The sequence below is a fragment of the Pseudoalteromonas sp. Scap25 genome (assembly GCF_013394125.1).
In the GTDB taxonomy this organism is placed as follows: Bacteria; Pseudomonadota; Gammaproteobacteria; order Enterobacterales; family Alteromonadaceae; genus Pseudoalteromonas.
The window spans coordinates 105,110-120,272 of sequence record NZ_CP041327.1; the positions used below are offsets into that span (position 1 = coordinate 105,110).

Annotated in this window: 12 protein-coding genes; 6 read left to right on the forward strand and 6 right to left on the reverse strand. The window is 39.7% G+C overall.

Going from position 1 to position 15,163, the window contains the following annotated elements; translation table 11 throughout:
• The first annotated feature begins 22 nt into the window (after positions 1-22).
• The 5 genes from hemC (at position 23) to add (ending at position 7,736) form a co-directional block, all read left to right on the forward strand.
• Positions 23-961 carry a hydroxymethylbilane synthase gene (gene hemC, locus FLM54_RS00540; RefSeq protein ID WP_178954538.1) on the forward strand — a complete coding sequence of 313 codons (939 nt, stop codon included), beginning with the start codon at positions 23-25 and terminating at the stop codon, positions 959-961.
• Positions 961-2,799 carry a uroporphyrinogen-III synthase gene (locus FLM54_RS00545; protein ID WP_178954540.1) on the forward strand — a complete coding sequence of 613 codons (1,839 nt, stop codon included), beginning with the start codon at positions 961-963 and terminating at the stop codon, positions 2,797-2,799. The genes hemC and FLM54_RS00545 overlap by 1 nt, the downstream gene beginning before the upstream one ends.
• Positions 2,796-3,902, forward strand: a complete 1,107-nt coding sequence (locus FLM54_RS00550; RefSeq protein WP_178954542.1) for a heme biosynthesis HemY N-terminal domain-containing protein — start codon at positions 2,796-2,798, stop codon at positions 3,900-3,902. Before FLM54_RS00545 ends, FLM54_RS00550 begins: the two co-directional genes overlap by 4 nt.
• A gap of 46 nt (positions 3,903-3,948) precedes the next feature.
• The gene (locus FLM54_RS00555) at positions 3,949-6,615 is read left to right on the forward strand and encodes an ATP-binding protein (RefSeq protein ID WP_138605425.1); all 2,667 of its coding nucleotides are present in this window, start codon (positions 3,949-3,951) and stop codon (positions 6,613-6,615) included.
• A 119-nt stretch (positions 6,616-6,734) separates the two neighbouring features.
• Complete coding sequence (gene add / locus FLM54_RS00560; RefSeq protein ID WP_010392653.1) at positions 6,735-7,736, forward strand: adenosine deaminase; 1,002 nt, start codon at positions 6,735-6,737, stop codon at positions 7,734-7,736.
• A gap of 45 nt (positions 7,737-7,781) precedes the next feature.
• Here the strand turns inward: add and FLM54_RS00565 are convergent, their stop codons facing one another.
• The 5 genes from FLM54_RS00565 to FLM54_RS00585 form a co-directional block, all read right to left on the reverse strand.
• Positions 7,782-8,195: a CBS domain-containing protein gene (locus tag FLM54_RS00565; protein WP_054202871.1), complete on the reverse strand. Its 414-nt coding sequence runs from the start codon at positions 8,193-8,195 to the stop codon at positions 7,782-7,784.
• A 151-nt stretch (positions 8,196-8,346) separates the two neighbouring features.
• Positions 8,347-9,060, reverse strand: a complete 714-nt coding sequence (gene fre, locus FLM54_RS00570) for an NAD(P)H-flavin reductase (protein WP_178954544.1) — start codon at positions 9,058-9,060, stop codon at positions 8,347-8,349.
• A 94-nt stretch (positions 9,061-9,154) separates the two neighbouring features.
• The gene (gene ubiD / locus FLM54_RS00575) at positions 9,155-10,621 is read right to left on the reverse strand and encodes a 4-hydroxy-3-polyprenylbenzoate decarboxylase (protein ID WP_010392659.1); all 1,467 of its coding nucleotides are present in this window, start codon (positions 10,619-10,621) and stop codon (positions 9,155-9,157) included.
• A gap of 71 nt (positions 10,622-10,692) precedes the next feature.
• The gene (locus tag FLM54_RS00580; RefSeq protein WP_178954546.1) at positions 10,693-12,723 is read right to left on the reverse strand and encodes a methyl-accepting chemotaxis protein; all 2,031 of its coding nucleotides are present in this window, start codon (positions 12,721-12,723) and stop codon (positions 10,693-10,695) included.
• 67 nt (positions 12,724-12,790) lie between these two features.
• Positions 12,791-13,069, reverse strand: coding sequence for an MliC family protein (locus tag FLM54_RS00585; RefSeq protein ID WP_138605415.1), 279 nt, complete (start codon positions 13,067-13,069; stop codon positions 12,791-12,793).
• 117 nt (positions 13,070-13,186) lie between these two features.
• On the opposite strand from FLM54_RS00585, the gene FLM54_RS00590 reads away from it, so the two are divergent.
• Entirely contained in the window at positions 13,187-14,089 is a 903-nt protein-coding gene (locus FLM54_RS00590; protein WP_178954548.1) for a DUF808 domain-containing protein, read from the forward strand.
• Between the two features lie 21 nt (positions 14,090-14,110).
• Here FLM54_RS00590 and FLM54_RS00595 read toward each other — a convergent pair whose 3' ends face one another.
• Positions 14,111-15,052, reverse strand: coding sequence for a tetratricopeptide repeat protein (locus FLM54_RS00595; protein ID WP_178954550.1), 942 nt, complete (start codon positions 15,050-15,052; stop codon positions 14,111-14,113).
• Between the last annotated feature and the right edge of the window lie 111 nt (positions 15,053-15,163).

Genomic DNA, 15,163 nt, shown 5'->3' on the forward strand with positions numbered 1-15,163 from the left:
AGTAATTATTAATGGATATTTTATGACTGAAAAAACAAAGTTAGTTCGCATTGCCACTCGTAAAAGTGCATTGGCACTCTGGCAGGCTGAATTTGTAAAAGCGCAGCTAGAGCATTTTCATGATGACGTGCGTGTAGAGCTCGTGCCAATGTCGACTCAAGGTGACATTATTTTAGATACACCACTAGCTAAAATTGGCGGCAAAGGTTTATTTGTAAAAGAGTTAGAGCAAGCCATGTTAGATGGCCGTGCAGATATTGCAGTGCATTCAATGAAAGATGTGCCGGTAGAATTTCCGGATGATTTAGAGTTACACACTATTTGTGAGCGTGAAGATCCGCGTGATGCGTTTGTATCAAATAACTTTGCCAATATTGATGCGCTACCACAAGGCGCTATTGTGGGGACTTCAAGTTTACGTCGCCAGTGTCAAATTAGAGCGATGCGTCCGGATTTAGAAATTCGCGACTTACGTGGCAATGTAAATACACGTTTAGCTAAGCTTGATAGCGGCCAATACGATGCCATTATACTCGCAGCTGCAGGACTAATTCGTTTAGAGATGGGCGAGCGTATTCGTGACTTTATTGAACCAGAAGTCTCGTTACCTGCTAATGGCCAAGGCGCTGTAGGCATTGAGTGTCGTATAGACGATAGCGTGACAAAAGCATTGTTAGCGCCGCTTGAGCATAACGAAACACGTATTCGTGTTAACGCTGAGCGCGCAATGAACCGCCATTTAGAAGGGGGTTGCCAAGTGCCAATTGGTGCTTATGCACTGGTTGATGGTAACCAAGTACATTTACGTGGTTTGGTCGGTGCGATTGATGGCAGTGAAATTTTACGCGATGAAATTAGCGGTCACGTTGATGATGCTGAAAAGCTAGGTATAGAGCTGGCTAAAAAACTATTAGCACAAGGCGCAGATAAAATTCTAGCTGACGTATATCGAGACGCATAATGAAACATATCTTGATAACTCGGCCCGAAGGAAAAGGCGCAGCCCTTGCACAGCAACTTGAGCAAGCGGGTTATCAAGCGTCTTTATATCCTGTTTTAAAAATAACCTACTTAACGCCAACAAACGTTGAATTAAGCCCGCTGGTGAACGCTGACAAAATTATTTTTGTTTCACAGGATGCGGTGCATGCATTAAATGCACTTAAGCCTGCTATTAATACCAAAGCACAGTTTTATGGGGTTGGGCAACAAACAGCTGATACTATTTATGAAGTATTTGGTGTGCGTGCCGCACTACCAAAACAACATGACTCTGAAGGGTTACTCGCACTTAAGTCTTTGGCTGATGTTGACGGCAGTAATATTGTGTTAGTAAAAGGGATTGGCGGGCGACCTGAAATAGCAAAAACCTTGAAGCAACGTGGTGCTCATTTAAATAATTGTGTGGTGTATCAACGTAAACCAGTAGAGCCTAGCTCAGCTAACTGGATAGACCACTGGCAAAGCCAGAATGTACACGGTATAGTCATTACAAGTAATGCTGCAGTTGACGCCATATTTAATACTATCTCGGCGGCGCAACTAACATGGTTACAACAGTGCGAGTTTTATGTTGCCAGTGAGCGCATTGGTGCTTATTTACAACAACAAAAAATAAATTCGACCCATATACACACTGCGGCAGGAGCTAGCGACCAGGCTATGTTTACCTGCATTAATCAGCAAGGTAGCAAAATGAGTGAACAGTCAGCGACGTCAAAAGTAGAAAAAGAAGCGAAGCCAACAGCAAATAGCACCTCAAATACGACTAAAAGTGAGTCTGCAAAAGTGAATAACCAAACGCAAAATATTCCTCAAAAAGTAAGTAAAGTAGGTAGCGTTGCGTTAGTGATTTCCTTGCTTGTTGCCAGTGGTGTGGGTTATGAATTTTATCAAAAGCTTAATGCCGGTAAAGTGCAAAATTTAGCGGTTAATGCATTAACAGAGCAAAATAAGATATTGCAGCAAGAGCTGCAAACGCTTAAGTCTGAGCAACTCAGTTTGCAACAAGCGTTGCTTAATAGCGAAGAGCAAATCGCTATGGCACTCAATGAGAACTCTGTAAAAAATCAACAAGTATTAAAAGCCGCACTGCAAAAGGTACAGCAAAGTGGTAATACATTAAATCCACAAGAGGTCACCAGCTTGCAACGCATGGCTGAATTTAAACTGTGGGCAGAACAAGATTACCTAGGCACAAGTGCCGTGCTTAAACGTTTAGACTCATTATTAAGCGATCATCCAGGTACGCTTGAGTTACGCCAAGCAATTACACAAGACATACAAACACTCGACAATATTAAACCCGTTGCGACAGAAGCGATTTATTTACAATTAAACAGCGTAATAAAGCGTATTGATGACTTGGTATTTAATGCGGTTAATTTGCCTGAAGAGGCGAGTATAAGTGATGAGAATGCACTCTCTGAAGATGTTAGTGATTGGCAACAAAACATTCGTAATAGTTGGAATAAAATAGTCGATAGCTTTATTACTATTCGCCATCATGAAGGCGTATTAATTGAGCCACTATTAACTGACCGAGAGCGTCATTTAATTACCCAGCGCATCAAGCTTAATATTACTCAGGCGCAAGACGCATTAATGGGTAAACAAGCTAGTATTTATTTTAACGCTTTGAATGATACAAAACGTTTGGTTAATGAATACTTTAAACAAGATGACGATGCAACAAAAGTGGTAATACAGACGTTAGCCAATCTTGAAAAAGAATCGCTTAACTTTAACCCTCAAGTAACACTGCAAAGCACTCAAAAAGTGAAGGAGTGGGCACAATGATAGGGCTGATTATTTTTATTGTCGCTATTGTGTTGGTGCTAGCGATTACTCCCTTTGTGTTAGATGAAAAAGGCTATGTGCTGATTTCATTTAACAATACCACCATAGAGGGGACGATTGTTTCATTTTGTATAATGGCAGCACTGAGTACGGCAGCTTTGTATTTAACTTACAAGCTAGTGCGTTATTGTTTATCTATTTATAGAAACACTAAGCATGGTTTTTTTGCGCGAAGCCAAGAGCGTAAACATGCGGCTATAGAGCAAGCATTGTGGAGTCTCATTAATGATGATTACGAACAAGTAGAAAGTGCGCTATCAAGTAATAGTGTGCCTGCTAAATTTACCGATATACGTTTAGCGTTATTAGCAAAAACCGCACTGGCAAATAACCAGCCTGATAAAGCGCTTGAACGTTTGTTTGAAATCAGCCCAGAGCAACAACTTAAAGTGGCTAAGTTATGGTTAGCTAGTGGCGACAGCAGTGTAATTGAACCGCAAATACGGGTGGCAGCAGAATCTAAAAAAGCCACGGTGCTTGATTTGAAGTTGTACACCGAAGTTTTAGTGCAGCAACAGCATTTTAAATTGCTTGAAGATTTTTTACCGCGTTTATTGCGCAAAAACGCCTTGAATGATACCCAGTGGCAGCAAGTGTTTTTAGCTTATTTTGCTGCGCAAGCAAATGATGAGTTAACCGCTAAATATCAACATTTAGGTAAAAAGTTGCAGGCGCATGCGCATACGGCTTATTTAACTCAAATGGCTAAAGTAGGGCAATTAGCAAGCATCGAAAATGAGCTAGTTAAATTACTCAAGCAAAAACAGCATGAACAACTGGCTCACATTTTAAGTGAAGCTGTACCAAGTAATGCTTATAAGTTGCAATCAAGCATTCAAGAGCGACTGAAAAAAGATGAGCATAATAATGCGTTACTATTAGCGTTAGCGTGTTTAGCTAATGCGCAAGGTGATTATGACTTAGCCGCACGTGTTTTTGACAAAGCACTCAATAGCGAAAATAAAGCACAGTACCGACAACAAGCGATATTAAGTTATAAACACAGTGCACAATTAGATAAGGCACTTGTACTCTACCAATAATCAATTATAGTTATAAATCAATAATAAAAGCGCAGGAGCGACGGTTGTGAAAAATGTATTTACATTATCTTTTAGCCTCGCATGCGCTTATTTCTTTAGCGGTTACCTGAGTAATTTTTTATTCGCCGTTAATGGTTATGCGGTTGCCTCTTGGCCTCCAGCCGGTATTGCGCTGGCAAGCTTTTTACTATGGAGGCGCCGTGCTTATGCGGGGATTTTTGCAGGCGCAGCGTTTGTTAATTTAATTCACTTAGACAATGCTGCTGATATTTTAAATTGGCAAGTCTTATTGCAAGCTATTGCCGTCAGCTGTGCTGTTTTTTTTCAGGCGTGGCTAGGTGCATTCCTCATTATCAGAGTCATTAAAGTCCCCCTTAATTTATCTTCTCTTAGACTTAGTATTCAAAGCTTGGTGATTGGTGGGCCACTATGTTGTGTAATAGCGGCAGGTGTTGGAACCAGTCTACTTTTTTTCAATAATATAATTAGCCCACCTGCTGCGCTTAGTACCTTTATTACCTGGTGGATAGGTGACTCAATTGGCGTACTTGTTTTTACTCCATTGGTATTGGCCATATTTAACTATTCGCAGTTACGTCATCGGCTACAGGTTATTTTGCCTGCGTTACTTATTTACGCCATTATTAGCGTTAGCTTTTATGGCGCAGCAAGTGTAAAAAAACAAAAAGACATTCAAAAGCAAGAAGATAAAGTGTTGATGGCACAAAGTGCCATTAATCAAAAGTTAGATGAAGTGGCTGCTCATCTATCTTTGTTAGGTGCATTTTTAGCAAGTAGTGATCAGGTTATTCTCGATGAGTTTAATCATTTTACCTCTAAGCAGTTGAGCTACAATGAAGAAATTTTAGCGTTAAATTGGGTGCCAATGATCACAGCTAATTCTATTAACGAACCTGCCCAATGGGACAAAAGTGTCGTTATAAAGCAAAGGATGGCGAATGGTCAATGGCAACCCGCGCTCTTTAGCAATACTTATTACCCCATAAAATATATTTACCCCATAAAGAATATGCAAGATCTGCTGGGCTTTGATTTGAACTCTGATTTACATATTCGTGATGCACTCAATAAAGCAAAAATTCTTAATGAGCTGGTATTGAGTGAGCCATTTAAGCTAGCTCCTGCAGACGAGGAATTAAGCGTGCTTTTTATTTCTCCTGTCTTTGGTGCTCCTGATATTGAAGGTGACTTTAAAGGGTTTGTAATTGCCTTGGTGAGTTTAGCTAAGTTGTCTGAGGCACTTTCGTTTGATAGCGGTAATGAAGTTGCGATTGGTTTTACTGATATCAATAAAGCAGATAATAAACAGGCTCTTTATAGCGTTGAGCATGACTCAATGACGTTGCTAAAAGATTATCAGTTGTTAATTGGCCATAGGTTGTGGCAAGTAGAAATATACCAACCTAAAACGCAATCAACCTGGCTAATTTATTGGCTAGCACAGATAGTAGGTATGCTATTTGTTTGGCTATTGATTATGTTTTTAATTTCAGTGGTCGCCACCAATGTTCGTATACGCGAACAAGTTGCAAAGCAAACACTAACTTTGCGTCAGGAAAAGCAGAAAGCGGATGAAGCCAGTGAGATAAAAAGTCAGTTTTTAGCTAATATGAGCCACGAAATTCGTACCCCAATTAACGGTATTAAAGGCATGCATTACTTAGCACTGCAACAGCAGGACTGGTCATTAGCAAAAACTTACATAGAGCAAGCTGACGGTGCGGTCAGTGTCTTATTGAGAGTGCTAAATGATGTGCTCGATTTTTCAAAAATGGAAGCGGGCAAGCTTGAGTTAGTACAAGAGTCTGTAGAGTTAAAGTTATTGGCAAAAGAAGTTATGAGTTTAATGCATTTTGAAGTTAGTAATAAGCCCTTGTCACTACAAGTTGAGGTTGATAATGATGCTCCTTTAGTTGTTAATACCGATCCTATTCGTTTAAAGCAGGTGCTGCTGAACTTATTAAATAATGCCGTTAAGTTTACTGCTAAGGGTAGTATCACATTAAAGATTTGGCAGTCAGCAAAAATGACTTATTTTAGTGTCAATGATACGGGGATTGGAATTAGTGAGGAGGCACAAAAACAGCTATTTAACCCATTCTCTCAGGCTGATAGTTCAACCTCACGCCAGTTTGGTGGCACAGGGCTTGGTTTAAGTATTTGTAAAAAATTAGTAGAGCTGATGGGAGGAGCAATTGATTTAAAAAGTAGTGAGGGTCACGGCTCTACTTTTACCTTTAGTTTACCGCTCCATTCTCCGCTACCTAAAGCACAATATTATTCAGGTAAGTTAGATAAAATAGATATAAGCAACCTATCACTGGCGAAGTATCGCTTACTACTCGTTGAAGACAACCCATTAAATCAACATGTGGCCACCGCTATTTTAGAAACCAAGCAGGGTGTTGTAGATATTGCTAATAACGGACTTGAAGCGATTAAAATGCTAAGCGATAAAAGATACGACTTAGTATTAATGGATATTCAAATGCCACAAATGGATGGCTTAAAAGCAACAAAAGTGATTCGTAATGAGTTAGGCTTTTTAGATTTACCTATTATTGGCCTATCTGCTAATGCGCACGAAGAAGATGCTAAAAAAGCGATTAACGTCGGAATGGATAACTATATAACTAAACCTATTGATGCAGATGCACTGTTTAAAATGATTTGGTTTTATTTATCACGTTAACTCTTTTTATATAAAAAGCAGACATAAGACCTCCAAGCGCTATTTTAAGTATTCTACACTTGAAATATTACTGTACCTGCGTATCATTCGCGCAATTTTAATTCAACCGAGTAGCTATTATGATCAATAGAAAAATACCTTTGCTAGATATTCACCGTCATTTAGATGGTAATGTACGCGCGCAAACCATACTAGAACTTGGTCGTCAGTTTAATATCGCTTTACCAGCGGACAATGTTGAAGCACTTATTCCCCATGTTCAGGTTATTGATCCTGAGCCAAACTTAATGGCATTTTTACAAAAGCTTGACTGGGGAGTGACGGTACTAGGTGATTACGATGCCTGTAGACGTATTGCGATAGAAAACATTGAAGATGCACAAGCGCAGGGTCTTGATTATGTAGAGCTGCGTTTTAGTCCTTATTATATGGCTCAAAGCCAAGGATTACACCCTCAAGGCGTTGTTGAAGCAGTGGTTGATGGTATCCGAAGTGCAACAAAAGATACTGATATAAAAGCAAACTTAATTGGTATTTTGTCTCGTACATACGGAGTTAAAACCTGTCAGCACGAGTTGGACGCGTTACTTGCCTTTAAAAATGATTTGGTTGCAGTGGATTTGGCCGGTGATGAGATTGGTTATCCTGGCGAGTTGTTTGTTGATCATTTTAAGCAAGTACGTGATGCATATTTGGCTGTTACTGTGCATGCTGGTGAAGCGTTAGGTGCTCCAAGTATTTGGCAAGCATTAAACGAGCTTGGCGCAAGCAGAATAGGCCATGGTGTTAAAGCGATTGAAGATCCAAAACTAATGGATTATTTACGCGATAACCGTATTGGTATTGAATCGTGCTTAACCAGTAATATTCAAACCAGTACAGTGAATGATTTAACCAAACACCCACTTAAGCAGTTTTTAGATCATGGTATTTTAGCTTGTCTTAACACGGATGACCCAGCTGTTGAAGGCATTGAAATTGAGTACGAGTACGCAGTGGCAGCACCAAAAGCAGGTTTGTCACAAGCTGATATGGAAAAAGCGCAAGCGAATGCGCTGGAAATTGCCTATTTAAGTGACGCTGATAAAAATGCACTTAAAGCTAAAGTCGCACAGCGTTAAATTGTCTATATAATTAAAAATGCCACTGTTTACAGTGGCATTTTTTTATATGTGCGCATTACAACTAACGTAATTATTATAAAGTGCTTTTAATATATCGGCACGGCTAATCATACCTACCACTACACCGCCATCGATCACGGGATAATTTTTAGGTTTACCAGGCTTCATTTGTTCTGCTAATTCCATAATATTGGTATCGCCGTGCACGGTTACCACATCTGTTTGCATCAACTGCGATACTTTAACCATACCATCACAAAAATAACTACTTTGCATTAAGGGTTTAAGTAATTCTTGCTCTGAGATAAAGCCAACGAGCACCTTATTATCATCAAATACCGGCGCGCCTAGTAGTTTAAATTTTTCTAGCTCTGCTATGGCTGTGGTCATTTCTGTATTAGGGGTGATATGAGGCAACTTATGTTGCATAAAATCTTTTACTTTTGTATTTAACATTTAGGTTTCTCCCGCTTAATGTTCTGTACAAAGTATGGTTTATAGATTGGATTTTAGGAAATTGTTTATGTTGATGAGCTTAATAGGTAATAACAATCACAGTTCTAGCAATTAAAACAATTAAGGCACCCTAAGGTACCTTAAACTGGTGTTACTTTATGAACGCGAATGCATCTGCGTACATGTTTTCACGAGTAGCGCCATGATTTATAAAATCATCACGTACTATGCCAATCATGTCAAAACGACCTGCCATGTAAATATCGTAAGGTTCTAACGAGATGATATCGTTCATCACCGCTTTATGAACATAACCAGTGTGGCCAGTCCAGTTGTCGGTAGGATGCTCTACGACAGGAATAAATTTAAAGTTTTCACGGCTATCTGCCCATGCTTGCATTTCGGTATGTGCATACAGCGCCGACTCTTCTTTTACGCCCCAGTAAAATAGCACCGGGCGCTCACAGTTGATTTCAGCTAAATGCTCGGCCATTGACTTTGCGTAAGAAAAACCAGTACCGCCGGCGAGTAAAATAATTGGACGCTCGCACTGCAAACGCAGCTGAGAAATACCTAAACCTGCTTCAATAGTTACGGTTTGGTTCTCGTTGTGGGCACTACGAAGGTGTTCTAATGATTGCATCGCGTAAGAGTCTGCGTTTGATGCGCCAATGTGTAATTCTAATGCATCAGTTTGTGAGGGGCGACTCGCGATTGAAAACGCACGTTTATCTTTTTCACCTAAAACCAACTGTAAATATTGACCAGCTTCAAATGCTACAGGCTGTTGCGGCTTTAAAATAACTTTATGAACAAATTCTGTGAGTGGGCTGATAGAAACAACTTCAGCGAGTAATGTTTGCATGTTTTACCTTAAATTAGCGGATACGCACTTTATTTGAGCAATAATAGCATATCCGCAGGGTGAGTTTACAGCCTAGAGCCCTAGACCAAAGTCGTTAGAGAATATCTAAACTATCCCAAAGCTCATCAACACGATCTTTAGTGGCTTGATCCATTACAATAGGTTCGCCCCATTCTCGAGTTGTTTCACCAGGCCATTTATTTGTTGCATCCATACCCATTTTTGAACCTAGGCCAGATACGGGCGATGCAAAATCTAAATAATCAATTGGCGTGTTTTCAATTAACGTCGTGTCGCGCGCAGGGTCCATACGAGTAGTGATAGCCCAAATTACATCGTTCCAATCTCTAGCGTTAATATCATCATCACAGACAATAACAAACTTAGTGTACATAAATTGTCGTAGGAATGACCAAACCCCCATCATTACGCGCTTGGCGTGACCTGGATATTGTTTTTTCATTGTTACCACGGCCATACGGTACGAACAACCTTCTGGCGGTAAATAAAAATCGACAATTTCTGGAAATTGCTTTTGTAAGATTGGTACGAATACTTCGTTTAATGCCACCCCTAAAATAGCCGGCTCATCCGGCGGACGGCCAGTAAAAGTACTATGGTAAATAGGGTCTTTACGATGTGTAATATGAGTGACCGTCATAACTGGGAAGTCGTCGACTTCGTTGTAGTATCCTGTGTGGTCGCCATATGGACCTTCCGGCGCCATCTCTCCAGGCATAATATGCCCTTCAAGTACGATTTCTGCACTGGCTGGTACTTGTAAATCATTCGAGATTGACTTAACTACTTCAGTTTTACTACCACGTAGTAAACCTGCAAAGGCATATTCGCTTAACGTATCTGGAACGGGGGTAACAGCACCTAAAATAGTCGCAGGATCTGCACCTAATGCCACCGAAACAGGGTAGGGCTGACCAGGGTGTTCTTTACACCACTCTTGAAAATCAAGCGCGCCACCGCGATGAGATAACCAACGCATAATGATTTTATTTTTACCCAATAGCTGTTGACGATAAATCCCTAAATTTTGGCGCTTTTTGTGAGGTCCTTTGGTAACGGTTAAACCCCAAGTAATCAAAGGTGCAGCATCGCCAGGCCAGCAGTGCTGAATAGGAAACTTAGTTAAGTCAACGTCGTCACCTTGTAAAATAACTTGTTGGCAGGGGGCTTTTTTAACTTCTTTAGCCGGCATATTAAGTACTTGCTTGAATACCGGAATTTGTCCGAGCGCTTCTTTAATGCCTTTTGGCGGCTCAGGCTCTTTTAGAAATGCGAGTAATTTTCCAACTTCACGTAATTCACTCACATCTTCTTGGCCCATACCCATAGCTACACGCTTTGGGGTACCAAACAAGTTAGCTAAAACGGGAATGTCGTACCCTTTAGGGTTTTCAAATAATAAAGCAGGGCCTTCGGCACGCAGTGTGCGGTCAGCAATTTCGGTCATCTCAAGATACGGGTCGATTTCTTGGCTGATGCGTTTTAACTCGCCTCGTTTCTCAAGTAAATCGATAAAATCGCGCAGATCTTTGTATTTCATTGTGGGCCGTTACTTAGCAAAAAGTTAAAAGTATTATACCCAGTTCATACAAGCCAAGTCATTAGCTGCGCTTAAAACTTAAAGCGCTCTACTGCACCTTTTAACGAGTGTGCAAGTTGGTTAACGTCTTCACTTTCGCTTGCTAGGGTCGTTGCATTGTTGGCATTTAAGGTAGCCTGCTCGGTTACCTTAGCCATTATTTGTTGAATATCGGTGCTGTTTGCCAGTTGTTCATGTGAGGCACTCGCAATCTCTTTACTCATAGCATTAACCGATACCAGCGTGCTCTTAATACGCTCAACAGCACTATTTAGTTCAGTACTGTTTTCAACGCAATGCTTAGCTTGCTGTTGCCCATCATTTATTTCAGTTTGAGTGGTTTGAGTATGCTGCTGTAGAGTGTTAATCATGGTGGTAATTTCGCTTGTAGAGCTTTGTGTGCGAGCTGCAAGCGAGCGTACTTCATCTGCTACTACGGCAAATCCGCGGCCATGCTCACCAGCACGTGCAGCTTCAATTGCGGCATTAAGTGCCAGTAAATTAGTTTGCTCTGCAATACTGCTAATGGTATCAACAATGGCACCAATTAGTTGCGTATACTGGGCTAGTTCTTCTGTACTGCTTACTGCTTTATCTAAGCGATTTAAAAGTGCTTCAATGCTTTGGCTATTATTATTTGCAATGTCGTTAACGTCATTGGCAAATTGCGAGGCATTAGTAATTTCATTAGAGGTGCTTTGCGCTTGTTCGTATACGGCTTGAGAACTTTGCAACATTTGCTGTGCTAATGAGGTTGCTTGTGCACTACGTTCTAGCTGTTGCTTAGCAACAATAGTCATTTGCTGGCCTTTTTCGCTGGTTTGAATAGCTGAATTATCGAGTTCGTAAGCGTCGTTACTAATGGCTTTTATTAAGTGAGTTAAATCATCACAAAGCTTATTAGTGTTGTGCATCAGCGTACCAAATTCATCTTTACTATGAGGATTGCTACGCTGAGAAAAGTCACCTGAGGCTATGCGAGCAAGTTCTTTATTCACCTTTTTAAGCGGTTTTAGCATGGCGTTAGTAGTAAATACTGAAATAATAATCAGCAAAGTAATTAATACAAACGCAATAATAATCACTAAGCTAGAGCCAGTATTAATTGCTGATTTAGCGCTCTCTTGTAGAAAGTTAAAGCGCGTGTCAGCAAGTTTATTAAGCTCAATCAATTGATTTTCAATACTAATAAAGGCGTTTTGAAAGCTTTCAAAACGCTGATCAACTTTGTCTTTATTATTGAGCACAGTATTTTGCAAGGCATACAACCCATCAGGATTATTTAATAGGCTGCTTAAATCATCAAATGCTGTAATAAGCTCATTTGTGTTGAGTTTATTAGCAATTGGGGTGGCTTGTTGCTCTAAGTAACTAAGATTAGATTTAATATTGTCGAGTAAAAAAGAGGTGTCTTGTTGATGATCGTTTATATTTTCTGAAGTGGTTATTTGCCCAATCCCTTTAACGTTATTATTTAAAGTAAATAATAAATCATCAACACGAGTCGCAGTGCCAAATACCGCATCTAAAAGTGATTGTTGGTTACTCTCCACGTTTATGAGCTCTATATCAAGCAAGCGGTTGCTGAGCTCACGAAGCTGTTCATTGAACGTAATTGTTAGTGCTGCGGCTGAGCTTTGCGCCTTAAAACGTTGCTCTTTTGCTGCAAGCATTTGGTTGCTTATTGTATTTAGCTGGGCAAAGTCTTTGTTAATAGCTTTAAGTAATGTTTGCATGCCTTGCTGCTGGGCAACTTGTGTTTTTAGTGTTTCTAATTTACTAAAAAACTGCGTTTGTTCAGCGTGTGCCTGTTTTTTATTTTGCAGTAGTAAATTAAGTTTAGTTTGGCTATAAGCAATGGCATTAAATTTAGTAATAGAAAGGAGTGATAAACGAAGGTCTTTACTTGCTTGTTGTACAGGCACTGCCAACGTTTCTATACGCGTGTTAGTGGTACTAATTTGATTGAGCGACCAGTAAAAAAATATGCAGCTGGTTAGTATCAACAAGCCAATGGCTGAAAAGGCTAAAATTATTTTGTGTTTTATAGCGAGAGATTGCATAACTTTATCAACAATATTAAGACTTTTGTTAGTGTAGCAAGTTTTTTAATGCGATGTTAGCTATTGGTTAATTGTTGCTGCATTGGTATTTTTTGCCGTTAATTATTAGCATTGCTTGTTCTCCTTTACTCCAAAATAACACCTCTTGATTAATGTATTTACTGCCTGAAGCACTCACCTCATGATTCAATATGTAATCATGGTCATAAAAGCTCAGCTTTGCTTGCTTGTTGCTAATAATATCAAGTTTTGCAGGTGCGTTATCGCAAACATAGTTATTTGTAACTGGCTGCTTATTGCATGCAGTCAAAGCTATTAGAGCAATAATAACGATAGCGTGTTTCATTGGCTGTGCCTTCTTGAGTCCCTTGTTTAATTAAGAGCTTAACAAAGCTAAATTAACCGTTGGTGAAAATATAGCTTTACGTTATGTTTAAGATCTTATTTTTAGTTAGGAAATTTCATGGCTGGCACCAACCTTTTAACATTATTGGATGATATAACGACTTTGCTGGATGATATTGCGACCATGAGTAAAGTTGCGACAAAGAAAACAGCCGGAGTACTTGGTGATGATTTGGCGCTTAATGCTCAGCAAGTTACTGGGGTTACTGCTGATAGGGAGCTGCCCGTTGTATGGGCAGTGGCAAAGGGGTCGTTTTTAAATAAAGCCATATTAGTCCCTGCTGCGTTATTAATTAGTGTGTGGTTGCCTTGGCTAATTACCCCACTTTTAATGATAGGTGGCTTATTTTTATGTTTTGAAGGCGCAGAAAAAATATTTTTATCTCATCATGCAGAAGCAACAGAAGGTGCTGAAAATTTAGATCTGGCAGAGTATGAAAAACAAAAAGTTAAAGGCGCCATTCGTACTGATTTTATTCTTTCCGCTGAAATTATTGTTATTACATTAGGCACGGTCGCAGGGGCGACATTAATCAATCAGGCGCTGGTATTGAGTGTGATTGCCATCATTATGACGATTGGTGTTTATGGACTGGTAGCAGGGATTGTAAAGCTTGATGATGCAGGTTTATATTTACTTAATCAATCCAAACTCTCCGCAAGTAAGTTTAAAGAATTACTCGGTAAAGCCTTATTAGCTGCAGCCCCACGGTTAATGCAGTTTTTAGCCTTTGCGGGCACGGTGGCGATGTTTTTAGTGGGTGGTGGAATTTTAGTACACGCAATTGAGCTTTTGCATCATACCCAAGTGGATGTAACTCATTATGCGCAGTCGGTTGCTGGTAGCACAGGAGAAATACTAGCCCCTTTAGTATTTGACGGACTGTTAGGAATAGGTGCTGGTTTGGTTATTGTGATTGCGCATGTCGCTTATACTAAGTTATTTAAAGCAAATAAGTAGCGGTGGTAACGCTACTTTATTTTATTCGCACTGAGTTGTTTTGCATAGTTGCTCAAGTTCGTATATAGCTTTGCTATTACCTTGAGCAATGGCTTTTTTATACCAATAAATCGCCTGCTGAATGTTCTTTTTTGTACCTTGTCCATCACGATACATCTGAGCAAGATTTAGTTGACCCCATTGTGAGCCTGAGTTTGCTGCTAGGTTAAAGCTTTCAAGCGCTTCGTTATATTGCTTATCTTTATAGTAAATAATCCCTTGCTGATTATTTTCATCAAGTTTTAAGCCTTTATAAAGAGGTTTAGGTTTAGGTGGAAACATCACAAACCCGCCATAAAGTGAATATGCTTGTGGGCGTAGCACGTCAAATATAATGTCATCTTCGTATAAACGTTTTATCTCATTACGAGGCAGGGTAATAGTTTGAGAAGAAAAGTAATCTCTTTGTACCAATAAACTTGCACGCATCGCTGTGGTAATGGCACTAGTGCGCTTATAGCTGTAATTACTCACCTGAAACGTTATAAATTGCTCATCAAAGCTGAGTACTTGCGCAACTTTTAAATTAGTGAGTGTCCATGGTTCGTGAGTGAATTTATCGGCTTTGACTAAATAGGTATCATAAGCTTTTGGGGAGGTTAAATAGCTTTGTTTTAGTGCTTCAGTGTTGAGGTGCTTTTGATAAAAAAATAACGCCCCCCATAGTAATAAAATTAATCCAATACAGTATTTTGGTAGGCTAAGCTTCTCAAACAGAGGTAACGTCTTAATATTGATAGCCTCACTATGTCCGCATTGATAGCACTCGCGTTTATAACTTAACTTTATCGGAAATATAGGAAAAATGGTAAAGCGTAAAAAGCGGCTTTGATTAACTAAGTGATAGCTGTTGCTGTTGCAGCCAGGGCAGCACTGAACGTGTGTAAAATGAGGAAATGACTGACCAGTATTGAAAAGCAACATAATAAGGCTCCTTGTTAATTTACAACTTTAGAGCAAGTGATAAATTAGTAAAGCAGCAAACTGTAAGTAATTATGTCATAAAGGATTGGTTTATAAAGCCCATACTTTTTG